Origin of the sequence: Aliihoeflea sp. 2WW (assembly GCF_000497755.1) — a bacterium.
GTDB lineage: Bacteria > Pseudomonadota > Alphaproteobacteria > Rhizobiales > Rhizobiaceae > Aliihoeflea.
Map to the genome: position 1 here is coordinate 1 of NZ_AYOD01000052.1, position 24,917 is coordinate 24,917.

General features: G+C 64.9%; 28 protein-coding genes. 5 read left to right on the top strand and 23 right to left on the bottom strand.

The genetic code is table 11. The features are described 5' to 3' along the window. Positions 1–83: 83 nt before the first annotated feature. The 3 genes from paaC to paaA are packed head-to-tail and all read right to left on the bottom strand — an operon-like array spanning position 84 to position 2,127. Positions 84–839: a 1,2-phenylacetyl-CoA epoxidase subunit PaaC gene (gene paaC / locus ALII_RS0118710; RefSeq protein WP_024588743.1), complete on the bottom strand. Its 756-nt coding sequence runs from the start codon at positions 837–839 to the stop codon at positions 84–86. Continuing rightward, positions 839–1,126 carry a 1,2-phenylacetyl-CoA epoxidase subunit PaaB gene (gene paaB, locus ALII_RS0118715; protein WP_024588744.1) on the bottom strand — a complete coding sequence of 96 codons (288 nt, stop codon included), beginning with the start codon at positions 1,124–1,126 and terminating at the stop codon, positions 839–841. Before paaB ends, paaC begins: the two co-directional genes overlap by 1 nt. Before the next feature lie 5 nt (positions 1,127–1,131). Further along, the gene (paaA, locus tag ALII_RS0118720) at positions 1,132–2,127 is read right to left on the bottom strand and encodes a 1,2-phenylacetyl-CoA epoxidase subunit PaaA (RefSeq protein WP_024588745.1); all 996 of its coding nucleotides are present in this window, start codon (positions 2,125–2,127) and stop codon (positions 1,132–1,134) included. Positions 2,128–2,224: 97 nt separating this feature from the next. On the opposite strand from paaA, the gene ALII_RS0118725 reads away from it, so the two are divergent. Then, the gene (locus ALII_RS0118725) at positions 2,225–2,644 is read left to right on the top strand and encodes a PaaI family thioesterase (RefSeq protein WP_024588746.1); all 420 of its coding nucleotides are present in this window, start codon (positions 2,225–2,227) and stop codon (positions 2,642–2,644) included. On the opposite strand, the gene ALII_RS21740 is transcribed toward ALII_RS0118725, so the two are convergent. From ALII_RS21740 to paaI, 7 genes are all read right to left on the bottom strand, one after another. Next, a complete protein-coding gene (locus ALII_RS21740) occupies positions 2,641–3,816 on the bottom strand; it encodes a PqqD family protein (RefSeq protein ID WP_210163448.1) in 1,176 nt (391 codons plus the stop codon). The two genes, ALII_RS0118725 and ALII_RS21740, sit on opposite strands and share 4 nt — an antisense overlap. Before the next feature lie 46 nt (positions 3,817–3,862). Beyond that, complete coding sequence (locus ALII_RS0118735) at positions 3,863–4,075, bottom strand: hypothetical protein (RefSeq protein ID WP_024588748.1); 213 nt, start codon at positions 4,073–4,075, stop codon at positions 3,863–3,865. An 85-nt stretch (positions 4,076–4,160) separates the two neighbouring features. Then, entirely contained in the window at positions 4,161–5,441 is a 1,281-nt protein-coding gene (locus ALII_RS0118740; protein WP_024588749.1) for a S8 family serine peptidase, read from the bottom strand. Positions 5,442–5,499: 58 nt separating this feature from the next. Further along, positions 5,500–6,402, bottom strand: a complete 903-nt coding sequence (locus ALII_RS0118745; RefSeq protein WP_024588750.1) for a PaaX family transcriptional regulator C-terminal domain-containing protein — start codon at positions 6,400–6,402, stop codon at positions 5,500–5,502. 40 nt (positions 6,403–6,442) lie between these two features. Further along, on the bottom strand, positions 6,443–7,036 hold the full coding sequence (locus ALII_RS0118750; protein WP_024588751.1) for a TetR/AcrR family transcriptional regulator: 594 nt from the start codon (positions 7,034–7,036) through the stop codon (positions 6,443–6,445). A 116-nt stretch (positions 7,037–7,152) separates the two neighbouring features. Further along, positions 7,153–8,463: a phenylacetate--CoA ligase PaaK gene (paaK, locus tag ALII_RS0118755; RefSeq protein WP_024588752.1), complete on the bottom strand. Its 1,311-nt coding sequence runs from the start codon at positions 8,461–8,463 to the stop codon at positions 7,153–7,155. Then, the gene (gene paaI / locus ALII_RS0118760) at positions 8,460–8,900 is read right to left on the bottom strand and encodes a hydroxyphenylacetyl-CoA thioesterase PaaI (RefSeq protein WP_024588753.1); all 441 of its coding nucleotides are present in this window, start codon (positions 8,898–8,900) and stop codon (positions 8,460–8,462) included. Before paaI ends, paaK begins: the two co-directional genes overlap by 4 nt. Before the next feature lie 104 nt (positions 8,901–9,004). On the opposite strand from paaI, the gene ALII_RS22980 reads away from it, so the two are divergent. Both ALII_RS22980 and paaZ read left to right on the top strand, forming a co-directional pair. Further along, complete coding sequence (locus tag ALII_RS22980) at positions 9,005–10,249, top strand: cytochrome P450 (protein WP_024588754.1); 1,245 nt, start codon at positions 9,005–9,007, stop codon at positions 10,247–10,249. 44 nt (positions 10,250–10,293) lie between these two features. Further along, the gene (gene paaZ / locus ALII_RS0118770; protein ID WP_244437469.1) at positions 10,294–12,282 is read left to right on the top strand and encodes a phenylacetic acid degradation bifunctional protein PaaZ; all 1,989 of its coding nucleotides are present in this window, start codon (positions 10,294–10,296) and stop codon (positions 12,280–12,282) included. A gap of 4 nt (positions 12,283–12,286) precedes the next feature. On the opposite strand, the gene ALII_RS0118775 is transcribed toward paaZ, so the two are convergent. From ALII_RS0118775 to pobA, 8 genes are read right to left on the bottom strand one after another with little or no spacing between them, the layout of a single operon-like run. After that, the gene (locus ALII_RS0118775; RefSeq protein ID WP_024588756.1) at positions 12,287–13,462 is read right to left on the bottom strand and encodes a Bcr/CflA family efflux MFS transporter; all 1,176 of its coding nucleotides are present in this window, start codon (positions 13,460–13,462) and stop codon (positions 12,287–12,289) included. Beyond that, positions 13,459–14,526, bottom strand: coding sequence for a 3-carboxy-cis,cis-muconate cycloisomerase (locus tag ALII_RS0118780; RefSeq protein ID WP_024588757.1), 1,068 nt, complete (start codon positions 14,524–14,526; stop codon positions 13,459–13,461). The genes ALII_RS0118775 and ALII_RS0118780 overlap by 4 nt, the downstream gene beginning before the upstream one ends. A gap of 8 nt (positions 14,527–14,534) precedes the next feature. Further along, complete coding sequence (gene pcaG, locus ALII_RS0118785; RefSeq protein ID WP_024588758.1) at positions 14,535–15,149, bottom strand: protocatechuate 3,4-dioxygenase subunit alpha; 615 nt, start codon at positions 15,147–15,149, stop codon at positions 14,535–14,537. A 10-nt stretch (positions 15,150–15,159) separates the two neighbouring features. Continuing rightward, positions 15,160–15,426, bottom strand: a complete 267-nt coding sequence (locus ALII_RS0118790; protein ID WP_024588759.1) for a type II toxin-antitoxin system RelE/ParE family toxin — start codon at positions 15,424–15,426, stop codon at positions 15,160–15,162. After that, positions 15,410–15,637, bottom strand: coding sequence for a ribbon-helix-helix protein, CopG family (locus ALII_RS0118795; RefSeq protein WP_024588760.1), 228 nt, complete (start codon positions 15,635–15,637; stop codon positions 15,410–15,412). The genes ALII_RS0118790 and ALII_RS0118795 overlap by 17 nt, the downstream gene beginning before the upstream one ends. A 57-nt stretch (positions 15,638–15,694) precedes the next feature. Then, positions 15,695–16,450: a protocatechuate 3,4-dioxygenase subunit beta gene (gene pcaH, locus ALII_RS0118800; RefSeq protein WP_035450204.1), complete on the bottom strand. Its 756-nt coding sequence runs from the start codon at positions 16,448–16,450 to the stop codon at positions 15,695–15,697. Then, entirely contained in the window at positions 16,447–16,842 is a 396-nt protein-coding gene (gene pcaC, locus ALII_RS0118805) for a 4-carboxymuconolactone decarboxylase (protein ID WP_024588762.1), read from the bottom strand. The genes pcaH and pcaC overlap by 4 nt, the downstream gene beginning before the upstream one ends. A 9-nt stretch (positions 16,843–16,851) precedes the next feature. Further along, entirely contained in the window at positions 16,852–18,021 is a 1,170-nt protein-coding gene (pobA, locus tag ALII_RS0118810) for a 4-hydroxybenzoate 3-monooxygenase (RefSeq protein ID WP_024588763.1), read from the bottom strand. A gap of 56 nt (positions 18,022–18,077) precedes the next feature. Here pobA and ALII_RS0118815 point away from each other — a divergent pair, with 56 nt between their 5' ends. Beyond that, on the top strand, positions 18,078–19,001 hold the full coding sequence (locus tag ALII_RS0118815) for a helix-turn-helix domain-containing protein (protein WP_244437468.1): 924 nt from the start codon (positions 18,078–18,080) through the stop codon (positions 18,999–19,001). 51 nt (positions 19,002–19,052) lie between these two features. Here the strand turns inward: ALII_RS0118815 and ALII_RS0118820 are convergent, their stop codons facing one another. From ALII_RS0118820 to ALII_RS0118835, 4 genes are all read right to left on the bottom strand, one after another. Continuing rightward, positions 19,053–20,048: an ABC transporter substrate-binding protein gene (locus ALII_RS0118820; RefSeq protein ID WP_024588765.1), complete on the bottom strand. Its 996-nt coding sequence runs from the start codon at positions 20,046–20,048 to the stop codon at positions 19,053–19,055. 23 nt (positions 20,049–20,071) lie between these two features. Then, positions 20,072–20,935: an ABC transporter permease gene (locus ALII_RS0118825; protein WP_024588766.1), complete on the bottom strand. Its 864-nt coding sequence runs from the start codon at positions 20,933–20,935 to the stop codon at positions 20,072–20,074. Beyond that, positions 20,932–21,801: an ABC transporter permease gene (locus tag ALII_RS0118830; RefSeq protein WP_244437470.1), complete on the bottom strand. Its 870-nt coding sequence runs from the start codon at positions 21,799–21,801 to the stop codon at positions 20,932–20,934. The genes ALII_RS0118825 and ALII_RS0118830 overlap by 4 nt, the downstream gene beginning before the upstream one ends. A gap of 231 nt (positions 21,802–22,032) precedes the next feature. Further along, positions 22,033–22,821, bottom strand: coding sequence for an ABC transporter ATP-binding protein (locus ALII_RS0118835; protein ID WP_024588768.1), 789 nt, complete (start codon positions 22,819–22,821; stop codon positions 22,033–22,035). Positions 22,822–22,939: 118 nt separating this feature from the next. On the opposite strand from ALII_RS0118835, the gene ALII_RS0118840 reads away from it, so the two are divergent. Further along, positions 22,940–23,350, top strand: a complete 411-nt coding sequence (locus ALII_RS0118840) for a cupin domain-containing protein (protein WP_024588769.1) — start codon at positions 22,940–22,942, stop codon at positions 23,348–23,350. Positions 23,351–23,404: 54 nt separating this feature from the next. Here the strand turns inward: ALII_RS0118840 and hydA are convergent, their stop codons facing one another. Then, complete coding sequence (gene hydA / locus ALII_RS0118845) at positions 23,405–24,856, bottom strand: dihydropyrimidinase (RefSeq protein ID WP_024588770.1); 1,452 nt, start codon at positions 24,854–24,856, stop codon at positions 23,405–23,407. Between the last annotated feature and the right edge of the window lie 61 nt (positions 24,857–24,917).

Consider the following 24,917-nt stretch of genomic DNA (forward strand, 5'->3'; position numbering starts at 1 on the left):
ACACGGGTGATCTCCCCCCTCGCGGGGGAGATGGGCGGCAGCCCAGAGGGGGGCGCTGTCCCGCAGTTCTGGCCGGCTATAGTTCACCACACCGCCCCGGGAAACGTCCGCTGCATGTACTGCAAATCCGCCAGCAGGAACCCCATCGCCTCCCCATGCCGCCCGTCACGCCCGCCGCGCTGGGCAAACGGCGCGCTCGGCATGTCGAGGAACGCTTCGGAAAAGATCGTCGCCATCGTCCGGTCGAAGGATTGGCGCAAAGCTGCCGGGTCCGGCGCGATGCCGGCCTCCACCATCGCAAGCGTCACCTCATCGGCATCGAACAGCTCGTCGAGATAAGGCGCCAGATCCTCCACCGCCTGCTTCATGCGCGCCGAGCTTTCCTCGGTGCCGTCGCCGAGCCGGATCACCCACTCGCCGGTATGGCGAATGTGATAAGCTACTTCCTTGACGGCCTTGGCGGCGATGCCGGCCAGCGTCTCGTCCTTCGACGTCGCCATGGCGCGCCACATCGGCTCCATGAACGCGGCGAAAGTGAGCTGGCGCAGCATGGTGTGCGCAAAGTCGCCGTTCGGCCGCTCGACCATCAGGCAGTTGGTGTATTCGCGCTCGCGCCTGAGATACGCGAAATCGTCTTCCGTGCGGCCCTTGCCGTCGATCTCGGCAGCGTATTGATAGAGCGCCCGCGCCTGGCCGATGAGGTCCAGCGCCATGTTGGGCATGGCGAGGTCTTCCTCGAGCATCGGCGCGTGGCCGCACCATTCCGAGAGGCGGTGGCCGAGGATCAGATGGTCGTCGGCGAGCCGCACGACGAAGGCGAGAAGCGCGTCCGTCACCATCACATATGCCCCACTTCGTCGGGGATCTTGTAAAAGGTCGGGTGGCGGTAGACCTTGGAGGCTGCCGGCTCGAAATTCTCGTCCTTGTGCTCGGGGTCGGACGCGGTGATCGCCGCCGACGGCACGACCCAGATCGAAACGCCTTCGCCGCGCCGCGTGTAGACGTCACGCGCCGCGTTCAGCGCCATCACCTCGTCGGCCGCATGGACCGAGCCGCAATGCTTGTGCGAAAGCCCGTTGCGCGGCCGGATGAAGACTTCCCAAAGCGGAATTTCGTTCTTCGCCATGTCTCTCACTCCGCTGCAATCTTCGCCGCCGCGCGGCGGGACTTGCGCTTTTCGGCATGGGCAAGCGCGGCTTCGCGCACCCATTCCCCGTCTTCCCAGGCCTTCTTCCGCGCCGCGATGCGCTCCTTGTTCATCGGCCCGCCGCCCTTGACCACGCGCCAGAACTCGTCCCAGTCAATCGCGCCGAAATCGTAGTGCCCGCGCTCTCCGTTCCATTTCAGGTCCGGGTCGGGCAGCGTCAGGCCGATGAATTCGGCCTGCGGAACGGTCGAATCGACGAATTGCTGGCGCAGCTCGTCATTGGTGAAGCGCTTGATCTTCCACGCCATCGATTGGTCACCATGCTGGCTGTCGCCGTCATGCGGTCCGAACATCATCAGCGACGGCCACCACCAGCGGTTCAGCGCGTCCTGCGCCAGTTCCTTCTGCTCGGGCGTGCCCTGCGCGAGCGTCATCATGATCTCGTAGCCCTGGCGCTGGTGGAAGCTTTCTTCCTTGCAGACGCGGATCATCGCGCGCGCATAGGGGCCATAGGAACAGCGGCAGAGCGGGATCTGGTTCATGATCGCCGCGCCGTCGACCAGCCATCCGATCGCGCCGATGTCGGCCCAGGTCAGCGTCGGATAGTTGAAGATGGAGGAATATTTCGCTTTGCCCGAAATCAGCTCCTCGGTCATCTGCTCGCGGGAAACGCCCAGCGTCTCGGCGGCTGAGTAAAGATAGAGCCCATGGCCGCCCTCATCCTGCACTTTGGCGAGCAGCGCCGCCTTGCGCTTCAGCGACGGCGCGCGGGTGATCCAGTTGCCCTCCGGCAGCATGCCGACGATCTCGGAATGCGCATGCTGGCCGATCTGGCGGATCAGCGTGCGGCGATAGCCCTCCGGCATCGGATCGTTGGGTTCGATCTTTTCCTCGGCATCGATGCGCGCCTGGAAGGCGGCGAGAAACGCTTCGTCCTCGGTCGTCTCGGTTTTCGCGCCGATCAAGCCCTGACTGTACATGGCAAATCCTCCGTGATCGGATACGATCCGATTTCCGATATGTAACAAAAAATCGGCGTGGCGACAAGTTTTCGTAACGTATTCTTCAGGAGGGGCCATGAAAGCGTTCGGCATCGAGGAAGCGGAGCATCTGATGCGCACGATGTTCGCGCCATGGGTCGGCGAGTTGAACCTGAAGGCCGTCGCCTTCGATGCGACGGGCGGCGACTTCGTGCTGCCGGCCAATCCTCGCCTCGTTCACGGCGGCGGCGTCGTATGCGGCCAGGCGACTGCGTCGGCTGCCGATACGGTCGCGGTGATGACCCTTTCCGCGCTGAACGGCAGGTTCCGCCTATGCACCACCGTCGACCTGACGACACACTTCATCCGGCCGCTACAGCCCGGCGACGTCGATATCCGGGTGGATGTGCTCTCGAACGGAAAACGCATGGCCTATGTCCGCATCGAGATGCGGGCGAGCGGCGACAGTCGCATCGCGGTCAGCGCCACCGGCGCCTTCGCCTATATGGCGGACTAAGAGGCAGCTTCGATGAAGCCGGCCTCGTTCATCTCGGCGAACAGCGCGCGCGTGTCGCACGATATGCGCGCGGCCGGCTCGTCGGGAAATGCCTGGCACAAGATCGCCTCGGCTTCGCGCGCGCAGATCGGCTCTGCCAGCAAGTTCCAGATGCCGGTGCCGATCGCGTTGAGATGATAGATGCCGGCGCCATTCGCATCGGCCAGGAAAAGATCGCCCTCGACCTGACGAAGTTCGATGCCGGGTGCCTGCCGGAACGGACGGTCGGCATCAAAGCCGTCCAGAACCGGGGCTTGTGGAGCCGCGATGGGGACGTCCGCCCCCGCAGGAAGATCGTCCGTCGTAATCGGCCAGCGCCGGAACCGGTTCTCCAGAAGCGATACGGCGTCCTCGAGATCGCTGTAGGTGAGCTTGAGGCACGGCAGGCGCGCGACGAGCGCGTGCAGCCGCTCGAGCTGTCGCGCCGCCTTGTCTTCGCCGGTAAAGTTCTGGCGGATCAGCGTCTGAAGGGTTTCGCTGCTGCCGGCGCGCGAAAAGCGCGCAGGCGTCTCTTCTCTGCGGTCGAGAAGCACGACCGCGCCGATTTCGCGCGACGTGCCGCGCGGGGCGAGAGCACCGCAATCGGCATCGAGATAGAGATATCGACCGTCGGAAGCGGCGGTATTCTCAGCGACGAAGCGACTGAAGGCGGCGCTGGCCGACGCGGGCAGCGGAAGACGCAGGCGCGGCGCGATGCCGAGCGCGACGCCCTTCCGATCGTCTTCGCTCAAGGGCAGAATGTCGTCGCCGAGCACGGTATGGCCCCCGGCGGCCAGCCGCGCAGTCAACGTGCTCTTTCCGGCATGCGACTGACTGGGAAAGACGACCAGCCTTCCGCCGAATTCGACGGCGCCGCAGTGCAGCCAAAGCCGCGCCGGCGCCTCCACGATAGCGGCGTCCGCGACATCGACGATCAGTCCGCAGACGGCCTCGACGGCGCTTGCCGCGACAGGTTCGCGCCCCGGCGATTCCAGAACGTAGCGTCCGTCGGCCGGAACGACGCGGCTGACCGGCACGCCGGACGCCACTTCGCTCACCGGCCAGTCGAAGGCAGCGGCGCGCAGCGCACTTTGGAACTCCGCGGCCGCCGGCACCTCGACGATGACCCCGGTTTCTTCGAAGCGGATAAGCATCATGTCCCCGAAAGAAGGGCCGGCATCGCACCGACCCAGCTATGTGTCATCGGCTGAAGGACCGACGCGAGAAGCTGCGCCGCGAAAAACTGCGGCGGTCGCCGCGGATCGGGCGTCGCGGACGCCCGCGGCTGCTGAAGCTCGAAGCTTTCGCCTCGTTGATCTGGAGCAGTGCCGGCGCCGCGTAGATCGCGCCGGCGGCAAGACCGAGCTTTGCCAGCATGGCCCGCCGTGAAACCTTGGTTTTCGTATCGGTCATAACGATTTCCTCTCGTATTTTCGTCCCTTTGACGAGAGGGTAACGGCACGCCTATCGATCTATTCCATAAAATATTCGTCAGAAACTAACCGCCGGCGGGGATGAGCCGCGCCGCGCCTTCGGCATTGCAGATGGCGGGCGCCTGGACGAGGCCCCAGCCGAAGGTCGCGTCACGACCCGGCTCGCCAAGATCGACCACGCCTTGGGCGAGCGCATCGATGAGGTCGGCCGAATTCGCGTCCGGCGACGATGCACGCGCGGCCGCCAGTGCAGCCGAAACGAAGGGCGCGGCATAGGAGGTGCCGGAGCGATAGCGCCCGCCGCTGACGGAAGCGGCCGTCCAGAGCTGGACGCCGGGCGCTGCGAAATCGACATGGTCGCCGACATTGGCGCGGCGATAGACGCGGCTCTGGCTGTCGACCGCCGTCACCGCGACGACGCCCTCATAGGCGGCGGGAAACAGCGGATCGGCGTTCGGCCCGGCATTGCCGGCCGCCGCGACGAGGATCATGTCCTTGGCGAGCGCCGCATCGACGATGGTCTTCAGAACCGCATTGTCCGGCCCTGTGAAGCTCAGATTGACGACGCTTATGTCGCGCGTGACCATCCCGTCGAGCGCGCGCACGACGTCGAACGTGTCGGCCGCGTCATTGCCGCTCGCATCCTTGTGGAACGCTTCCGCCGCGACGATCCGCGCGCCTGAAAGCAGTCCCGGCGTGCGCGTATCGGCCCGGCCCGCCATAAGGATCGCGACCGCCGTGCCGTGAACCGCACCGCCCGGCTGCCGGCCTTCCGCGATGACCGGAAAAGTCTCGACCGGCACGTCGGCCAGCGCGGCGTGGTCGCCATTGACGGTAGTGTCGATCATGCCGATCACCGTATCGGCCGGACAGCCATGGGCCGCGCTCTTCCAGCCGATCAGGTCGAAGGCGGCGCAGCTATCGTCGCCGCACGGCATCTCCTCCGGCCGGTAGATCGCGTTGATGTCAAAGATGGCGGCCGGTACGAGGCCGTTGATCTGCGCCCTGGCCTCGTCGATCGTCAGGTTCGCCGGAACGACGAAGCGTCCGAGTTCGGAGGCCGTAGCGGCGATGCTCGCACGCGACAGGAGTTCGTAGCCCTCCGCACTGATCGCATCGATGGCGGCGGCATCGGGCGCGCTGACGACGATTTCGGGGCGTGGCGGCGGTGGCGGCGCGGCGCGCTGAACGGGCCTTGCCCGGCGCACCGGTGCGCTGAATGATACGGAGGACGCGCGGGCAGCGCCGAGCGACATCAGCACCGGCGCCGAATAGACCGCTCCCGCTGCAAGGCCGAGCCGCATCAGCATCCGCCGCCGAGCCGGGTCGAATTCATTTTCAGACATATTCGCGCTCCCGATGTTCACGGCCCGCAAACGGATATAGCGCAGCTTTATTCCCTCGTCAGGACACGAGGTCTTGAGGCGCTGCGGCCGACGCCAGCCCGGCAAAGCGCTGCGGAGCGTGCGGCGACGGCAGGCCGGCATGGTCGAGCCAGTCTTCGCTGGCCTCATGGAGCGCGTTATAGAGGTGCCGCACCAGGCTTCGCGCGTCCTCGCCCGGCCAGTCGGCAGGCAGGAGGTCGATCGGCAGGCCCGGATCGCGCAAGACGATTCGTCGCCAGTTGTGGATCAGCAGGATGCGCGCGGCCATCGCATCGAGCCCGGAAAGCCGCGCCCCGGCCTGAAACGCCGATTGCAGCGGCGTCAGCGTCGCGATGAGCGCGCGATACGCCTCCGCGATGTCGCGCGACGGCCAAAGCTCGTGAAACGCCTCGGGATGCTCGGCGCTTTCGCCATGGACGATCAGCGCTCCGGCGAGCGCATCGTCGAGCCGGATCGCGCCTTCGGTCTCGGGCCGCAGATAGACGCCGCCATTGATTCGCACGAAGCCGAGCCCGGTCGCGTCCGCGAGAATGTCGCTGTCGCCATTGGGCGGCGCGATCGCCACGGTCCAGGCCCCGGTCCAGGCCGGCGGGCCTTCGGAATAGATGCGCCGCGTCGCAAGGTCGAAGGCATGGCGGCCCTCTTCCGCAAGGCGGTAGTTCGAATTGCGGCCTTCCCGTTCGCGGATGACCCAATGGTCGGAGGCAAGGCGCGACATCGCCGTGCGCAGCGCCCCGGCCTCGATCCTGAGGCGGCCCATGACGTCCTGCAGGACGCCCAGCGGCACCTGCCCGCCGCGCGGCACGACCGCATCGCCGAACATGGTGATGACGAGTGACCAGACGCGGATGCGCCCCTTGGCGTGCAGCCGGTCGATCAGGCCGTCGAGCGCCTTTTGCGCGGGATTGTGATGCAGGGCCATTTTTCCGAATTGGCACGGCAAGGCGCCGTCCGCAAGGACTTCAGAGCGACTTGACGCCGCCGACGAGGATTTGCGTGGCAAGCTTGGCATAATCGGCGCGGCTCACCGGTCCGCCCTCGCGGAACCACATGTAGAACCAGTTCAGCATGCCGAAGAGGCTCATCGTCACCGGCTTGATCAGCGGCTTTTCGGCGAAGACCGTCGGATGAAGCGCACGGATCGCCTCGGCGAAGAGCGCGACGAGTTCGCGCTCGAGCGCCTTCAGCTTCTCCTGATCCTCTGGCGGCAAGAGCCGCAGCCCGGCGATCTGCACCTTGTGCTCGGCATCGGCGTCGCGATAGGCCTCCAGAAGTGCTGCCACCAGCGCCTCCAGCCGCGCCTCGGGCGCAAGGCCCGCATCGTCCGCCTCGCCGACGGCGGCGACCAGATCCTGCAGATGGCTCTCGATGATGTCGAAAAGCAGCGCCTCCTTGGACGCGTAGTAGTGATAGAGCAGCGCCTTGGAGACCCCGCATTCGGTGGCAAGCTGCGCCATCGACGCCCGGTCGTAGCCATCGCGCGCAAACACGATCGCCGCCCGGTGCAGCATCGCCTCGCGCTTGTCGTCATAATCCTTGGCGCGGGTGCGGGCCATCAGAACACCCGCCAAATCTTCGACGTCTCCACCCCCCTCTGGCCTGCCGGCCATCTCCCCCTCAAGGGGGGAGATGGCCGGCAGGCCAGAGGGGGGTGATCTTCCTGCATGCCAAACTAGTCCTTCGGCCGGTTGTCGACGATGCGCTGCGCCTTGCCCTGGCTGCGCGCGATCGTCTCCGGCGCGCCGACATCGACGCGTACCGTCACGCCGACGATGTCCTTGACGAGGTCGCGCAAGGCAGCGGCACTGGCCTTGCGTGCCTCCTCCGAAGCCTCCGCGGCCGTCGCCTCGACATGGACGACCATCTCGTCCATCCGCCCCTCGCGAACCAACTCGACCTGGAAATGCGGGCTGAGGCCCGGCACCTTAAGGATCTGCTCCTCGATCTGCGTCGGGAAAACGTTGACGCCGCGCAGGATCATCATGTCGTCGGAGCGGCCGGTGATCTTCTCCATTCGCCGCATCGACCGCGCCGTGCCGGGCAGAAGCCGCGTCAGGTCGCGCGTGCGATAGCGGATGATCGGGAAGGCTTCCTTGGTCAGCGACGTGAAGACCAGTTCGCCCTTCTCGCCATCGGCGACCGGCTGGCCGGTCTCGGGGTTGATGATCTCAGGGTAGAAATGGTCCTCCCAGATATGCAGCCCGTCCTTGGTTTCCACGCACTCGTTGGCGACGCCCGGCCCCATCACCTCCGACAGGCCGTAAATGTCGACCGCGTGCATGTCGAACGCCTCCTCGATCTCCGAGCGCATCGCGTTCGTCCACGGCTCGGCGCCGAAGATGCCGACCTGCAACGGGCTCTCGCGCGGGTCGAGCCCTTGGGCCCGGTATTCGTCGAGGATCGAGAGCACATAGGAGGGCGTGACCATGATCGTCGAGGCGCGAAAGTCCTCGATCAACGTCACCTGCCGCGCGGTCATGCCGCCCGAGACCGGCACCACCGTGCAGCCGAGCCGCTCGGCGCCGTAATGCGCGCCAAGCCCGCCGGTGAAGAGACCGTAGCCATAGGCGATGTGGACGATGTCGCCCGGACGCGTGCCCGATGCGCGCATCGAACGCGCGACGCACTCGGCCCAGACCTCGATGTCGTTCTTCGTATAGCCGACGACCGTCGGCTTGCCGGTCGTGCCCGACGAGGCATGGATGCGCGCCACCTTCTCGCGCGGCACGGCGAACATGCCGAACGGGTAGTTCGCGCGCAGATCGGACTTCACCGTGAAGGGAAAGCGCGCGAGGTCCGAAAGGTCGTTCAGATCATAGGGATGAACACCGGCGGCATCAAAACTCGCCTTGTAGAAAGGCACATTGTCATAGGCGTGCTTCAACGACCATTTCAGCCGATTGAGCTGCAAGGCGCCAATCTCGTCGCGCGAGGCGATCTCGATCGGGTCCAGGTCCTCGCGGCGTGGCGTCAAATCCTTCATTGTGCGTCCTCCTCGAAATGCCGGCCCTCGATGGCGCGCGAGGCACCGCGGAACTCGGCGATCACCTTCCCCGCTTCGTCGGTCACGCGAACGTCGTAAAGGCCGCTGCGCCCCGACCGCGTCACCTCTCGTGCCTCCGCCGTCAGCCGCGCGCCGAGCCGGCCCGGCCGCAGGAAGCTGATCGTGTTGTGCTGCGCGACGACGAGCTGGTTGTAGGAATTGCAGGCAAAGGCGAAGGCGCTGTCGGCCAGCGTGAAGATGTAGCCGCCATGGCAGATGTCATGGCCGTTGGTATGATGCTGCTCGACCGTGAAAGAGGTCGTCGCCGTCCCCGGCCCCACCGCATCGAGGCTCATGCCGAGCCATTTGGAGGCGTCGTCGCGCGCCCACATCGCCTCCGCGCTTTTCTTCGCGATCTCGTCAGGGCTCAGCGTCATCGTTCCTCCCAGCCTCTCCCGCAGCCTGGACGAAAGCTTGCATAGACCGGCCGGACGGTCAATAATACATCCGTCGATGCGGGAGGCATCGAGAGGAGGATCGATTGACAGTTGAGCATTCGCCAGCGCTCGCGCGCGACTCTGACCCAGCGCTCGCGCGCGATTTCGACATCGCAGCGGTGACGAAGGCCTTCGCCGACGACCCCTTCCCCACCTATCGCGCGCTACTCGAGCACGCGCCCGTCAAGCGCTTTGCGGACGGTTCGGTGATGCTCTCGCGCTATGCCGATCTCGATCGCGTCTACCGCGACACCAAGGCATTCTCCTCCGACAAGAAAGTCGAGTTCAAACCGAAATTCGGCGATACCCCGCTTTACGAGCACCACACGACGAGCCTCGTCTTCAACGATCCGCCGCTTCATACGCGCGTCCGCAAGATCATGATGGGCGCGCTGACGCCCCGCGCCATCGCCGCGATGGAGCCGGGCCTGATCGCGCTTGTCGACGGCCTGCTCGACACGATGGCGGAGAAGGGCTCGGTCGACCTCATTGAGGATTTCGCCTCGGCCATCCCCGTCGAGGTGATCGGCAATCTCTTCGTCATGCCGCACGAAGAGCGCGGCCCCCTGCGCGACTGGTCCCTGGCGATCCTCGGCGCGCTGGAGCCGACCTTGACGGCCGAACAGCAGGACTGGGGCAATCGCTCCGTCACCGAGTTCAAGGCTTATCTCGCCGACCTCGCAGCCCGCCGCCGTGCCAAGCCGGGCGATCCGGCCACCGATGTTCTGACCCGCCTCATCGCAGGCAACGAGGGCGAGCAATTGTCGGACACGGAACTCCTGCAGAACTGCATCTTCGTCCTCAATGCCGGCCACGAAACGACCACGAATCTGATTGGCAACGCCCTCTACGAACTCCTTGAATGGCCGAACGAAAAGGCCCGTCTCGAAGCCGATCCGTCGATGATCGACACCGCCATCGACGAGTTCCTGCGCTTCCAGTCACCCAACCAGCTCGGCAACCGCGCGGCGGTCGAAGATGTCGTCTTCGACGGCGAGGCGATCGCTGCCGGCACCCGCATCCATCTGTGCATCGGCGCCGCCAACCGCGACCCCCGCCAATACGACCGCCCCGACACGCTCGACCTGTCCCGCAAACCCAACCGCCACCTCGCCTTCGCGCAAGGCCCGCATCTGTGCGCCGGCTTCTCGCTCGCGCGGATGGAAGGGCGGATCGCGATCGCGCGGTTCCTGAAGCGGTTTCCGAATTACCGGCTGGATGGCGAAGCCAGGCGAACGGGACGTGTCCGGTTTCGCGGCTTCTCGACGCTGCCGGCGCGGGTGAACTGAGATGTTCGCACCAAGTCACCCCCCTCTGGCCTGCCGGCCAGTGGATCGCCCCCTCCGGCAAGATCGCGCACCTGAAAAGCGCCGTCACCGGCGAGACGATCGCCCAACTCGGCTCCAGCAATCTCGACTTCGCCGCCATGGCCCACCACGCCCGCACCGTCGGCGGACCCGCCTTGCGCGCGCTCACCTTCCACCAGCGCGCCCATCTCCTGAAGGCCGTCGCGCAATATCTCAACGAGCGCCGCGACGCGCTCTACGAACTCTCCTTTGATACTGGCGCGACCAAGGCCGATTCGATGATCGACATCGACGGCGGCATCGCGACGATGTTCGTCTATGCCTCGAAGGGCCGGCGCGAACTGCCTGACGACACGATCTATATCGACGGCGGCCTCGAGCAGCTCTCGCGCGGCGGCAACTTCGTCGGCCAGCACGTCGCGACCTCGCTGCAGGGCGTCGCGCTCCACATCAACGCGTTCAACTTCCCCGTCTGGGGCATGCTGGAGAAGCTGGCGCCGACGCTACTCGCCGGCGTTCCCGCCATCGTCAAGCCGGCCTCGTCCACTGCCTGGCTCGCCGAGGCCGCCTTCCGCATGATCGTCGAGAGCGGCATTCTGCCGGACGGCGCGGTGCAGTTCATCGCCGGCTCGACCGGAGACCTGATCGATCGGCTGACCTGCCAGGACGTCGTTTCTTTCACCGGTTCGGCCGCCACCGCCTCGCTGCTGCGCGGCAATCCGAACCTGATGAAGAATTCCGTGCGCTTCGTCGCCGAACAGGATTCGCTCAACGCCTCCATCCTCGGTCCCGACGCTGCGCCCGGCACGCCGGAGTTCGACGCCTTCATCAAAGAAGCCCACCGCGAGATGACGGCCAAGGCGGGCCAGAAATGCACCGCCATCCGCCGCATCATCGTGCCTGACGATCACAGAGCGGCCGTCATCGAGGCGCTGTCCGACCGTCTCGCCAAGACGACCGTTGGCAATCCGCGCGACGAGGCCACCCGCATGGGCGCGCTCGCCAGCCTCGCCCAGCGCGACGACGTACGCGAAAAAGCCGGCATGTTGGCGAAGGAAGCGAAGCTCGTCTTCGGCGCGCTCGACCATGTCGGGGTCGCCAATGCAGACGCAAAGGCCGGCGCGTTCCTCTCGCCGCTGCTCTTCGACTGCGCCGACCCGGATCGCGCGACAACCGTCCACGAGGTCGAGGCCTTCGGTCCCGTCTCGACAGTGATGGGCTATCGCGATCTCCCTCATGCGCTCGCCATCGCCAATCGTGGCGCCGGCTCGCTCGTCGCTTCGGTCTTCACCCATGACGGCGATGTCGCGCGCAAGGTCGTCGAGACGGCCGGCGCATTCCACGGCCGGCTCTATTTCGCCAACCGCGACACCGGCAAGGAAGCGACCGGCCACGGCTCACCGCTGCCCCACATGGTCCATGGCGGACCCGGCCGCGCCGGCGGCGGCGAGGAAATGGGCGGCATCCGCGGCGTCATGCACTACATGCAGCGCACTGCCATCCAGGCGAACCCCGACCTGATGACTGCGATCACGAAAAACTGGACGGCCGGCTCGAAAACCATCGAAAAGGACACGCACCCGTTTCGCATGTCGTTCGGCGATCTGGAGATCGGTCACACGGTCTGGACCGCCGCTCGCACGGTAACCTTGCAGGACATCGAGCATTTCGCTGCCTTCACCGGCGACACATTCTACGCGCACATGGACGAGAAAGCGGCAAGGGCGAACCCGTTCTTCCCCGGCCGCGTCGCTCACGGCTATCTGATCCTGAGCTTCGCCGCCGGCCTCTTCGTCGAGCCAGCGCCGGGACCGGTTCTCGCCAATTATGGCCTCGACAATCTGCGCTTCATGAAGCCGGTCTCGCCCGGTGACAGCCTCAAGGTACGCCTCACGGCCAAGCAGAAGGCACGCCGCAACGATGAATATGGCGAAGTGCGCTGGGATGTCGGCGTCTATAACCAGGACGGCGACCAGGTCGCGGCGTATGAATTGCTTACCATGAACGCGATGTGAGCGCTCAGGCGGCGCCGCGGCGGTGCCAATCGTATACCATGATCGCCGAGGTGCCGCAGATTGCCAAAAGCGCCAGACCGAACGCAATGAGGCTGTCGCCGACAAGAACCACGGTGACCAGCGTGATGGCCGCGCCGCCGATCTGGCTGACGAAGCCGTAAAGCGAGGCAGCGAAACCCGCAATGTCGCCATGCGGGTCGAGGACCATCGCCGCGCCATTGGAGAAGACGACGAGATAGCTCGTCGCGAACAGGATCATGATCGCCGTCAGAACCGGTGCCGAGGCGAGACCGGCAATCGTCACGGCCAGGACGAGCAGGGCAGCGACGATCAGCACCGTGTTGGCAAGCAGCATCGCCCGCACCATGCCAAGCACCGGAATGATCCGGCGGTTGAGAACCTGCCCGATGACGATGCCGACGCCGTGGAGCGCGAAGAACATCGCAAAGGCTGGACCGGTGATCGCGAAGTTGGCCTCGTAAAGGCGCGGGAGCGCGGAAAGGATCATCAACATGGACGACATGATGACCGACGAGGTGATCAGGAACCTCCGCGACTGGGGATGGCGGAAAAGCCGTCTGAGCCGCTGCGCAAGGACGGAGGGGCGCGTCGCTTCGGGCACCTTCTGGCCGATCGTCTCCGGCATCCGCCAGAGCGCCACGATCAGGCCGATGCCGAAGACGGCGAGAAATCCATAGATGGCCCGCCAGCCGAACGGCGTCGCGATCGCCGCACCGACGAGCGGCGCGAGAATGGGTCCAACGGCAAATATCGCACTGGCGAGCGCAAGGTTCCGGCCAAGTTCTTGGCCGGAAAAGAGATCGCGCAGGATCGTGCGCGCAAGAACGATCGCCGCTGCCGCGCCGAGTCCCTGAAGGGCGCGGGCAGCGAGCAGCAGTTCGATCGTCGGCGCAAGCGCGCCGAGGAGGCAGCCCGCCAGATAGACCGCGAGACCGCATGCCAGCGTGACGCGCCTGCCGTACCGGTCCGAAGCCGGCCCCCACACGAGCTGCGCGACACCGGCCGCAAGCATGTAGACCGCGATTGTCCACTGGACGAGCGCATAACGCGTGTCGAGTTCTGCGACGATGTCGGGAAAGGACGGCAGCGTGATGTCGACCGTGAAGGACGAAATCGACATCAGCACGCCGCAATATACGACGATCGCGCGAGGCGTCACGTGGCGCCTTGAGGCCGGAACTCAAGCCCATCCAGAAGCACCCTCGCCGCCCGCAACGATGCCCCGGCCGCCACGGCCATCTGCGGCAGCAGCATCCATTCGAGCGTCCAGGCGGCGCCAGAGCGTTCGTTTTCGTGGACCAGCGATTGGTGAATGCCGGCCAGCAGCGTCGCGTTGAAACGCGCTAGCGTGACCAGCACTTCGGCGCCGACCGGGTTTTGCTTGTGCGGCATCGCGGATGACCCGCCGCCGCCGGCCAGCTTCACCTCGCCGACCTCGTTCTGCGCCATCAGCGCGATATCCTGGCCCATCTTCCCCAGGCTGCCGGTCACGAGCGACAGCCAATTGGCAAGCACGGCCTGTCCATCGCGCTCCGAGTGACGCGGATTGTCGATGTCGCGAAGGCCGAGCGCGTCAGCCAGCCGCATACGCACCGCCGGTCCTTTGTCGCCAAGCTTTTCCAGCGTTCCGGCCGCGCCGCCGAAAGTGAGCACCAGCACGTCACGGCGCACCGCTTCGAGCCGTTCGATGTGGCGTTCGAGCGGAAGCCGCCAGCTCGCGATCTTACGCGCCGCAGTCACTGGGATCGCGGCCTGCATCCGCGTATGCGCCATTAACTCGACGCTGCCTTGAGCGGTTTCGAGACTTTGCAGCGCCGCAACGACACCGCGCAGCCGATCTTCCAGAACCGCCAGCACGTCGCTCAGCCGCAGCGCAAGGCTCGTATCGATCGCATCCTGGCTGGTCGCGCCGAAATGAACCTTTTCGTCATGCGGTGTGCCCACTGCCTGACGCATCGCTTTGACCAGCGCCGGGATCACCACGCCATCCCGCGCCACGCCGTCGTGCAGGGCGGCCATGTCGGGCTTGAAGTCGGCGAGTCCCCGCTCAATGGCGTCCGCGGACTCAGCCCCGATCACCCCCTCATTCGCCTCCACACACGCAAGCGCAGTTTCGAACTGCACCATCGCAGCGATATCGGCCTCGGCGCTGAAATGCGCGTAAATCTCCGCATCGCCCAGAAGACCGGAAAGAAACGGATGATCGAAGGGCGAAGCGGACAAGGCGGGCCTCAGATGTCGAAGAAGATCGTTTCCTTCTCCCCCTGGAGATGGATATCGAACCTGTAGGTCGAACCCTCGCGCGGCGCAATCAGCGTCGCGACGCGCACGCGATGCTCGACGCGCGCCAGCACCGGATCTTCGCCATTGGCCTTTTCCTCGTCGCCGAAATACATGCGCGTGTGGAGGCCGATATTGATGCCGCGCGCGACCACCCAGAACGTGATGTGCGGCGCCTGTTTGCGCCCGTCCTTGAACGGAACGCGACCCGGCTTGATCGTCTCGAACCGGAACTCTCCATTGTCCATGTCCGTCGGGCAGCGACCCCAGCCGGTGAAATTGGCATCGGCCGAGCCGCGCATCTCGGACGGCGAATTATGGAGCCCGTCGGCATCCGCCTGCCAGATCTCGATCAGCGCATCGCGAAGCGGCGTGCCGGTGCCGTCGAGCACGCGCCCGACGATGGTGATGCGCTCGCCCTTGGTCTTGTCGTTGACCATCGAGGTGCCGAGGTCTTCCGAATAGACGCCGCCGATTTCGGCGAAGTTCGGCGTCAAGCCGATATGCACGTAAGGCCCCGCCGTCTGCGACGCGCTTTCCTTGAGCTGGTTCAGTGGCTGGACCATGATGTTCCTCCTAGCGGTAAATTTCCCGGCGATGGCCGATCTCGATGACGACGACGATCAAGCGATCGTCCTTAAGTTCGCAGATGAGGCGATAGTCGCCGACGCGGTAGCTCCAGCGCTCGTGAAGGACGCCTTGCAACGGTTTGCCGAGGTGACGCGGATCGTCGAGCACACTCAGGCGGTGATCGATGAACTTCGCGATCCGGCGTGCCGCCTCGCGGTCGAGCTTCCGCAGGGATTTTTCAGCGGAAGTCGAGAATTCAATCGTCCAGGCCAAGGTCGCGCCTTACGTCGGCCCATGGCCGCGTCGTCTCCTCGCCGCGCCGGATACGCTCGGATATCTCCGCTGCGCGATAGTAATCCTCCAGGTCGTCGATCCCGTCCTCGATCATCTGCCTCAGATAAAACGCCTTCGTCCGCCCGGTTCGGGCGGCAAGCGCGTCGAGACGCGCTTCGATTTCAGGTTCAAGTCGAACGGAAGTCGGCATGGTCGCCTCCTGTTGAATACACGTAGTCAGTGTATTCAATCAGCCTCAAAACGCAAATCAATTCCCGTCCATGCGGTTCTCGAACAGCGTCGAACGCCTGCCGCGCAGCACCATGTCGAACTTATAAGCGCGCGAATCCATCGGGATCGTCGCGTTCATGTCGAGCGCCGCCGTCAGCCCGTCGATGGCGGCCTTGTCGTTGATCGTCTTCACGATCGGGCATTTCCAGATCAGCGGATCGCCCTCGAAATACATCTGCGTGATCAGCCGTTGTGCAAAGCCGTGCCCGAACAGCGAGAAATGGATATGCGCCGGTCGCCAGTCGTTGACGCCGTTCGGCCAGGGATAGGGTCCAGGCTGGATGGTGCGGAAGGAGTAGTTCCCGTCTTCGTCGGTGATGGTGCGCCCGCAGCCGCCGAAATTCGGGTCGAGCGGTGCGACATAGCCCTCCTTGCGGTGGCGGTAGCGCCCGCCGGCATTGGCCTGCCAGAATTCCAGCAGCGCGCCCGGTACGCCCTTGCCGCGCTCGTCGAGCACACGGCCATAGACGATGATGCGCGGGCCGATGGCCATCTCGCCCGGCTTTGCGAAATTGGTGATGAGGTCGTTGTCGAGTTCGCCGAGGATGTTGTGACCGAAGACCGGCCCGGTGATCTCCGACAGCGAGCCGTCGAGCGACAGCAGTGCCTTTTGCGGCGAGCGCAGGACGGACGTCTTGTACCATGGCGTGTAGGCCTGCGGATGCCACTCGCGGTCGCGCTGGAAGAATGCGCCGGTCTCCGGCTTGCGGTTGGAAATTTGGCTGTCGCTCACGGCTTTTGCCCTCCGTCCATCTCGTCGAGTACCTGCTTGACGACCTTGATCGCATGATTGGCGCGCGGCACGCCGGCATAGATCGCGACGTGCAACATCGCCTCCATGATGTCGTCGCGCGAAGCGCCCGTATTGGCGGTGGCGCGCGTGTGCAGCGCCAGTTCCTCGAAATTGCCGAGCCCGGCGAGCAGCGCCAGCGTCATCATCGAGCGCTCGCGTTTGGTGATCGTATCGCGCGACCACACATGGCCCCAGGCGGCTTCGGTGATCAGCGTCTGGAACGGCTCGTCATAGGTGCTCGACTTCTTGGTGGCGGCGTCGACATAGGATGCACCGAGCACTGAGCGGCGCGTCGCCATTCCTTGGTCGTAGCGTTCGGATTTCTCGCTCATTTCACCTCCTCAATATGGCAGGCCGACATAGTTCTCCGCCAGCGACGCCGAGGCCGCCTGCGAGTGAACCAGATAGTCGAGTTCCGCCTCCTGGATACGCTGTCCGAACGGACCCGTATCGTCAAAGCGGTGCATGGTCGAGGTCATCCAGGCCGAAAAACGCTCCGCCTTCCAGACCCGCGACAGCGCCTTTTGCGAATAGACGTCGATGCCGGCATCCGACTTTTCGGCATAATGCTCGCGTAGCCCGTCGAAGAGATAGCGCACGTCGCTCGCTGCAAGGTTGAGCCCCTTGGCGCCCGTCGGCGGCACGATATGCGCCGCGTCGCCGACGAGAAACAGCCGTCCGAAACGCATCGGCTCGGCGACGAAGGAACGCAGCGGCGCGATCGACTTTTCGATCGACGGCCCGGTCGTCATCGTCTCCGCCGTCTCCGGCGGCAGGCGCCGGCGTAGTTCGTCCCAGAAGCGGTCGTCCGACCATTCCTCGACCTTGTCCTCAAGCGTGCATTGGACATAGTAGCGGCTGCGCGTCGGCGAACGCATCGAGCAAAGCGCGAAGCCGCGCGGATGGTTGGCGTAAATGAGTTCGTGATGGACCGGCGGCACGTCGGCGACGATGCCGAGCCAACCGAACGGGTAGACCCGCTCGAAAATTTCCAGCCCCTTGCCCTCGACCGCCTTACGCGAAGCACCGTGGAACCCGTCACAGCCGGCTATGAAATCGCAGTCGAGCCGATGCGTTACGCCGTCCTTTTCATAGGTGACATAAGGGTTCGCACCATCGAAATCATGCGGCTCGACATGGGCCGCCTCGTAGACAGTGACGCCGCCGGTCGAAAGCCTTTTGTCCATCAGGTCGCGCGTGACTTCGGTCTGGCCATAGACCATCACGCGCTTGCCGGTCAGTTCATGAAGGTGAATGTTGTGCCGGCGACCGTTGAATGTCAGGTCGAACCCCTCATGCGGCAGACCCTGCCGGCGCATGCGCTCGCCCGCGCCCGCTTCGTCCAGCATGTGCGTCGTGCCCTCTTCGAGCACGCCCGCCCGGATGCGGCCCAGCACGTAGTCGCGCGTCTGGCGCTCGAGAATGACGTTGTCGATGCCCGCATTGGTCAGGAGCTGGCCGAGAAGCAGCCCCGACGGGCCAGAGCCGATGATGGCGACCTGCGTGCGCAAACGAAATCCTCCCTTGTCCTCGCCATGAGCAATGGCGCATGGCGAAGGGTGGCTCAATGGACATTCGCCGCATCGGATTGCACAATCCGAACATGACGATCGCACGCACCAAGATTCCCTCCTATCGCCTCTTCGGCGAGCATCAGGACGATCCGGCCGATTTCTGGCTTCATTGCGAGCCGATCCCGGAACGCACGCACCTGCACAATTGGGAGATCGCACTGCACCGGCACGAGCAGTTTTTCCAGCTCTTCCTGTTGCCGCAGGGCTCGGGCGAAATCGTCTCGCAGGACGGCATCCTGGCGTTCACGGCCCCCGTCATCCTGTTCATCCCACCAGATGCCGGCCACGGCTTTCGCTTCACCCGCGACATCGACGGGCTCGTGGTCACGGCACTGGCCGACCGCCTACGCAGCCTGACGGCGGCGGATCGCGAAATCGCGCGGTTCGCGGAAAAGCTACGCATCGTCGCCATCGCCGGTGAGGACGGCGCCCGCGCCGCCGGCGCGATCGAGCGGATCGACGCCGAACTCTCCGGCCGGTCCATCGGCCGCTCGCTCCTGCTCGAACCCCTGATGACGGAAGCGCTCGTCGCCCTGACGCGGGCTTCACGCCCCGGCAACGGCCAGCCGGAACAGGATCGTGATCTCGCCCGCATCGAGACGTTGCTGACGATCGTCGACACGCATTTCCGCGAGCGTCATCCGGTCGGCTTCTACGCGGATCGACTCGGCGTCTCCGCCGCGCATTTGAACCGCATCACCCGCAACGCGACCGGCCTTTCGATCCAGAACCTGATCGACCGACGCACGCTGGAAACCGCCCGGCGCGACCTGATCTTCACCCCGACGCCGATCAGCAAGATCGCCTATTCGCTCGGCTTTTCCGACCCGGCCTATTTCAACCGCTTCTTCCGCAAGCAGACCGGCCTCACCCCCGGCGCCTTCCGCGACCGCGAGCGCCGGCGCTTGGCCGATTGAAAAAGAAAGGGGCGGTTGCCCACCCCTTTCGAATGCAGAATGCGCGCTTGCCTACTGAAGCTGGTCGGTGACGACTGTCGAGAACGCGCCTTCCGGCTCCTTGGTGATGGCCGGGTTGTCGGGCGAGACGGCGGAGAGCAGCGTCTGGACGGTCTGCTCGTAGGAAGCCGAATCGAGCGCCGGGCTTTCGCCGACGAGGCCGGCGGCGACTTCCACCTGCCAGACCTGGCTTTCCTCGGTCAGTGCGCCCGAGAGATCGTTCTCGAGAACGATGCCGGCAGCTTCGTCGACATTCTCCTTGGCGTATTCCCAGCCGCGCATGGAGGCGCGCACGAAGCGGACCATCTGGTCGACGAATTCCGGGTCATCGAGCTTGTCTTCCATGACGTAGAGCCCGTCTTCCAGCATGCCGACGCCCTCGTCCGCATAGTTGAAGACCTTGAGGCTGTCTTCGGGAACGCCAGCATCGAGGAGCTGCTTGAACTCGTTGTATTTCATAGTCGAAATGCAGTCGGCCTGGTTCTGCAAAAGCGGGTCGACGTTGAAGGCCTGGCGCAGGACTTCGACGCCCTCTTCGCCGCCTTCGGTCGGCAGGTCGAGCTTGGCCATCCAGGCGTAGAACGGATATTCGTTGCCGAAGAACCAGACGCCGAGCTTCTTGCCCTTGAAGTCGTCGGTCGACTGGACACCGCTCTGTTCGGAGCAGACGAGCTGCAGCGCCTGGCTGGCGAAGGGCTGCGCGATGTTGACCAGCGGCACGCCGCGTTCGCGAGCGGCAAGGCCAGCCGCCATCCAGGTGGTGATCACGTCGGCGCCGCCGCCGGCGATCACCTGCTCGGGCGCGATGTCCGGCCCGCCCGGATTGATGGTGACGTCGAGCCCTTCCTCCTCGTAGAAGCCCTTGTCCTTGGCGACGAGGTAGCCTGCGAACTGGCCCTGGTTGACCCATTTCAACTGGAAGGTGATCGGGTCGAGACCCTGCGCCATGGCCGGCAGCGCGGCCATCGCCACGCTGGAGGCAAGCGCACCGATGATAAGCCTTTTCATGTCAGTTCCCCTTTTTTTATAGTTCACGTCTTTCCACCACGGATCGACGGATGCCAGAAGGTCACGCCGCGCTCGATGAGCGCGATGAGACCGTAGAAGATCGAGCCAGCAAGAGCGGCCACCGCGATTTCAGCCCAGACCATGTCGACGTTCAAGCGTCCGATGGCGGACGAGATGCGAAATCCCATCCCCACGACCGGCGTTCCGAAGAATTCGGCGACGATCGCGCCGATCAGCGCCAGCGTCGAGTTGATCTTGAGCGCGTTGAAGATGAACGGCCAGGCGGCCGGCAGGCGCAGCTTGAAGAGCGTGTGCCAGTGGCCGGCCGCATAGGTGCGCATCAGGTCGCGCTCCATCTGGTTCGACGCGTTGAGGCCGGCAACCGCATTCACCAGCATCGGAAAGAACGTCATCACGACGACGACCGCGGCCTTGGACTGCCAGTCGAAGCCGAACCACATGACCATGATCGGCGCGATGCCGACGAGCGGCAGCGCTGAAACGAAATTGCCGACCGGCAGCAGCCCGCGCTTCAGGAAGGGCGAGCGGTCGATGAGGATGGCGACGACCAGCCCGGCAAGGCAGCCGATCGCATAGCCTGGCAGCACCGAGCGAATGAAGGTCTGATGGAAATCGGCCCAAAGCGTCGGCACAGAGGAGGTAATCCGCGCCCAGATCGCGCTTGGCGGCGGCAGGAGCACGGACGGCACGCTGAAGCCCCGCACCAGCCCTTCCCAAAGCACCAGAAGCGCCGCGCCGAAGAGAAGCGGCACGATGAAATTGATCGCCCGCGCCGCCGTCCCACGCGCCTTGAGGCGGACCAGCCATTCGTTGATTGCCCAGGCGACGAGCCAGAAGGCGATGGCTCCCAAGACCAGCGCGTTCATGGCCGTGCTCCGGTGCGCGCAAGGACGACGCGCTGGAGGATGCCGATGACGAGGATGAGCATGGCGGAGAGCGCCGCCGCCATCAAAAGCGCTGACCAGATCTGCACCGTCTGCCCGTAATAGGAGCCGGCCAGAAGCCGCGAGCCGAGCCCGCCTGCCGCGCCGGTCGGCAGTTCGCCGACGATGGCGCCGACGAGGCTTGCCGCGACGCCCACCTTCATGGAGGTGAAGAGGTAGGGCAGCGCCGATGGAAAGCGCAGCTTCCAGAAGGTCTGGCCCTGGCTCGCGTGATAGGTGCGCATCAAATCGAGCTGGATCGTGTCGGGGCTGCGAAAGCCCTTCACCATGCCGACGACGACCGGGAAGAACGACAGATAGGTCGAGATCAGCGCCTTCGGCACCAGCCCGGTCATGCCGATGGAGGCGAGCACGACCACGACCATCGGCGCGATGGCGAGGATGGGGATCGTCTGCGAGGCGATGATCCACGGCATCAGCGAGCGGTCCATCGCGCGGTTGTGGACGATCAGCACGGCGAGCAGGATGCCCAGCACCGTACCCATGACGAAGCCGAGCAACGTCGCCGAAAGCGTGATCCAGGCATGGTAGACGAGGCTGCGCCGCGAAGTGACATTCTGCCCGATGACCGAGTTCCAAAGCTCCACCGCGACCTGATGCGGCGCCGGCAGAAGAGGCCGGTCCTGGCTCATCGTGCCGGCGAGGAAATCCAGCCACGTCCAGCCATCCTCGCCGCGCGAGAAGATTTGGAGTTGCCACGGCGCATTCAGCCATATGGCGGCGAGATACCAGACAGCAAGGATCGCGAGAACGACGATCAGCACCGGCACGGTGGTACCCTGGCTCATGCGGCTCCAGGTACCGGAGCGGCCGATCGCACCACCGGGAACGGCAATCGCGCTCATAGGTCCCGACCCCCCTCTGCCCTGCCGGGCATCTCCCCCTCAAGGGGGGAGATCAAGCGCGTCACCGGGTCCGCCAACATCGTCTCCGTATGGATGGGGCGACGAAGAGAGTGATCTCCCCCCTTGAGGGGGAGATGGGCGGCAGCCCAGAGGGGGGTGAGCGCTGAGCCTACATCACTCATAGCTATGCCCCGCCCGCAGCCCCTCGCGCACCCTTGCCGCAATCGCCAGGAACTCCGGCGTCTCGCGAATGTCGAGCGGGCGCTCGGCCGGCAGCGTGCTCTCGATCACGTCGGTCACACGCCCCGGCCGCGGCGACATCACCACGATCTTGGTCGACAGGTAGACCGCCTCGGGGATCGAGTGGGTGACGAAGCAGATCGTCTTGTTGGTCCGCGCCCAAAGCTGCAGCAACTGCTCGTTCAGGTGGTCGCGCACGATTTCGTCGAGCGCGCCGAACGGCTCGTCCATCAGGAGAAGGTCCGCGTCGAAGGCGAGCGCGCGAGCGATCGAGGCGCGCTGCTGCATGCCGCCGGACAATTGCCAGGGATACTTCTTCTCGAACCCGGCGAGGTTGACGAGGTCGAGCGTGCGGGCGATGCGCGCCTTCCGCTCCTCGCGCGAATAGCCCATGATCTCGAGCGGCAGCGCGACATTGCGCTCGATCGTGCGCCACGGATAAAGCGCGGCCGCCTGAAAGACATAGCCATAGGCCCGGCTGCGCCGCGCCTCTTCGGGCGTCATGCCATTGACCGAGATCGTGCCTGCCGTCGGCTGTTCGAGATCCGCGATGACACGCAGGAACGTCGTCTTGCCACAGCCCGACGGCCCGATGAACGACACGAATTCGCCCTTGCGGATATCGAGGTCGACGTCGGACAGCGCATGCACCGGCCCGTCATTGGTCTCGAAGGTGAGCCCGAGTCCGCTGGCGGAAATCACGGTGTCGGAAATGGGTTTCATGAGCATGGATGACCGCTCTGGCGCGCGGCCGCCGGCCATTGACGGCGCGCGTTCTGGAAGGAATTGATGTGACGTTCGCATAGGCCATGCGACGTGCCAAGAACAGCGAGGAGGAAGGATGTCCCCATCATCTGCCAAGGCCTGCCGGCTGGTGCGCGCGAAAACGAATTTCGACGGGCGTCAGGGGCTGACCTATGCCGAGGGCATCACGGCCCAGAGCGTCGGTGCGACCGGCCTGTCGATGCACCTCGTCACGATCCCGCCCGGCGCGCGCGCCAAGGCGCATCTGCATGAGAGCCATGAGACGGCGATCTTCGTGACGGCGGGAACGGCGCGCACCTGGTATGGCGAGCAGCTGGAGCACCATGTCGACATGGGCGCCGGCGACATGCTCTACATCCCCGCCGGCCTTCCGCATTTGCCGGTGAACATCGGCGGCGAGCCCTGCACGGCAGTCATTGCGCGCACCGATGCCAACGAGCAGGAGGCCGTCAGGCTCCTGCCCGAACTCGACGCACTCGTGCCCTGAGGTCCGGTGCCGGAAACGCCCGGCACCGCAGATGGTCCGAGCCGATCCCATGGATCAAACCCCGCTGGCCGGAATGCCCGAACGCTCGATCTTGCGCGGCGCGACGACCTGCTTCCAGGTCGAAAGCGCCTGGCTGACCGAAGTCTTCGCCTCCCGCGCCACGAACTTGCCGTGACCGGGCTTGGCTTTTACCTCGCCATTTTCGATCGCGACCTCGCCCCGCGTGAAGACGGTTCGCGGCAGGCCCTTGACCTCGATACCCTCGAAAACGTTGTAGTCGATCACCGATTGCTGGCTCGAGGCCGAGATCGTCTTCGTCTTCTCCGGGTCCCAGATGACGATGTCGGCGTCGGCGCCTTCGACGATCGCGCCCTTCTTCGGGTACATGCCGAAGATCTTGGCCGTATTGGTGGAGGTCGCGGCGACGAATTCGTTCGGCGTCAGCCGGCCGGTGTTGACGCCGAAGGTCCACAGAACCGGCATCCGGTCTTCGAGCCCACCGGTGCCGTTCGGGATCTTGGTAAAATCGCCGACGCCGGTGCGCTTCTGATCGGTCGTGAAGGCGCAGTGATCGGTAGCGACCACCTGCAGCGAGCCGGCCGAAAGCCCTGCCCACAGCGAATCCTGATGCTGCTTGGAGCGAAAGGGCGGGCTCATCACGCGCCGCGCGGCATGGTCCCAGTCCTTGTCGAAATATTCGGTCTCGTCGAGGACGAGATGCTGCACCAGCGGCTCGCCATAGACGCGCATGCCCTTCTGGCGCGCGCGGCGGATCGCTTCATGGCTTTGCTCGCAGGAAACATGGACGACATAAAGCGGAACGCCCGCCATGTCGGCGATCATGATGGCGCGGTTGGTCGCCTCGCCCTCCACTTCCGGCGGCCGCGAATAGCTGTGCGCTTCGGGGCCGTTATTGCCGGCTGCGAGCAGCTTTTGCTGCAACTGCGCGACGACGTCGCCATTCTCGGCATGAACCATCGGCAGCGCGCCGAGTTCGGCGCAGCGCTGGAACGAGGAATACATCTCGTCATCGTCCACCATCAGCGCGCCCTTGTAGGCCATGAAGTGCTTGAACGAGGTGATGCCCTTCTCGACCACGGCCGGCATCTCGTCGAACACCTTCTCGCCCCACCAGGTGATCGCCATGTGGAAGGAATAGTCGCACGCCGCCTTGGTCGACTTGTTGTCCCACATCTGCAGCGCTTCCATCAGCGACTGCTCGGGCGACGGCAGGCAGAAATCGATCACCATGGTGGTGCCGCCGGCCAGTGCCGCGCGGGTGCCGCTCTCGAAATCGTCGGCCGAATAGGTGCCCATGAAGGGCATTTCCAGATGCGTGTGCGGGTCGATGCCGCCGGGCATGACATAGCAGCCAGACGCGTCGAACTCCTCGTCGCCGGACAGGTTCGGCCCGATGGCGGCGATCGTCTCGCCGTCGATCAGGATGTCCGCCTTCCACGTCCGGTCGGCGGTGACGATGGTTCCGTTCTTGATGACTTTCGTCATTCTCGTTCCCCTTGAATTTCCCGCTTCTTCGAGCGGCTTGGTTCGAAACGGTCAGGTGGGG

Bases quoted from the DNA above. Each gene is read 5' to 3' on its own strand.
- paaC (WP_024588743.1), bottom strand. From the start codon at position 839: ATGGTGACGGACGCGCTTCTCGCCTTCGTCGTGCGGCTCGCCGACGAC.
- paaB (WP_024588744.1), bottom strand. From the start codon at position 1,126: ATGGCGAAGAACGAAATTCCGCTTTGGGAAGTCTTCATCCGGCCGCGC.
- paaA (WP_024588745.1), bottom strand. From the start codon at position 2,127: ATGTACAGTCAGGGCTTGATCGGCGCGAAAACCGAGACGACCGAGGAC.
- ALII_RS0118725 (WP_024588746.1), top strand. From the start codon at position 2,225: ATGAAAGCGTTCGGCATCGAGGAAGCGGAGCATCTGATGCGCACGATG.
- ALII_RS21740 (WP_210163448.1), bottom strand. From the start codon at position 3,816: ATGCTTATCCGCTTCGAAGAAACCGGGGTCATCGTCGAGGTGCCGGCG.
- ALII_RS0118735 (WP_024588748.1), bottom strand. From the start codon at position 4,075: ATGACCGATACGAAAACCAAGGTTTCACGGCGGGCCATGCTGGCAAAG.
- ALII_RS0118740 (WP_024588749.1), bottom strand. From the start codon at position 5,441: ATGTCTGAAAATGAATTCGACCCGGCTCGGCGGCGGATGCTGATGCGG.
- ALII_RS0118745 (WP_024588750.1), bottom strand. From the start codon at position 6,402: ATGGCCCTGCATCACAATCCCGCGCAAAAGGCGCTCGACGGCCTGATC.
- ALII_RS0118750 (WP_024588751.1), bottom strand. From the start codon at position 7,036: ATGGCCCGCACCCGCGCCAAGGATTATGACGACAAGCGCGAGGCGATG.
- paaK (WP_024588752.1), bottom strand. From the start codon at position 8,463: ATGAAGGATTTGACGCCACGCCGCGAGGACCTGGACCCGATCGAGATC.
- paaI (WP_024588753.1), bottom strand. From the start codon at position 8,900: ATGACGCTGAGCCCTGACGAGATCGCGAAGAAAAGCGCGGAGGCGATG.
- pcaG (WP_024588758.1), bottom strand. From the start codon at position 15,149: ATGGTCCAGCCACTGAACCAGCTCAAGGAAAGCGCGTCGCAGACGGCG.
- ALII_RS0118795 (WP_024588760.1), bottom strand. From the start codon at position 15,637: ATGCCGACTTCCGTTCGACTTGAACCTGAAATCGAAGCGCGTCTCGAC.
- pcaC (WP_024588762.1), bottom strand. From the start codon at position 16,842: ATGAGCGAGAAATCCGAACGCTACGACCAAGGAATGGCGACGCGCCGC.
- ALII_RS0118815 (WP_244437468.1), top strand. From the start codon at position 18,078: ATGGACATTCGCCGCATCGGATTGCACAATCCGAACATGACGATCGCA.
- ALII_RS0118820 (WP_024588765.1), bottom strand. From the start codon at position 20,048: ATGAAAAGGCTTATCATCGGTGCGCTTGCCTCCAGCGTGGCGATGGCC.
- ALII_RS0118825 (WP_024588766.1), bottom strand. From the start codon at position 20,935: ATGAACGCGCTGGTCTTGGGAGCCATCGCCTTCTGGCTCGTCGCCTGG.
- ALII_RS0118830 (WP_244437470.1), bottom strand. From the start codon at position 21,801: ATGAGCCAGGGTACCACCGTGCCGGTGCTGATCGTCGTTCTCGCGATC.
- ALII_RS0118835 (WP_024588768.1), bottom strand. From the start codon at position 22,821: ATGAAACCCATTTCCGACACCGTGATTTCCGCCAGCGGACTCGGGCTC.
- ALII_RS0118840 (WP_024588769.1), top strand. From the start codon at position 22,940: ATGTCCCCATCATCTGCCAAGGCCTGCCGGCTGGTGCGCGCGAAAACG.
- hydA (WP_024588770.1), bottom strand. From the start codon at position 24,856: ATGACGAAAGTCATCAAGAACGGAACCATCGTCACCGCCGACCGGACG.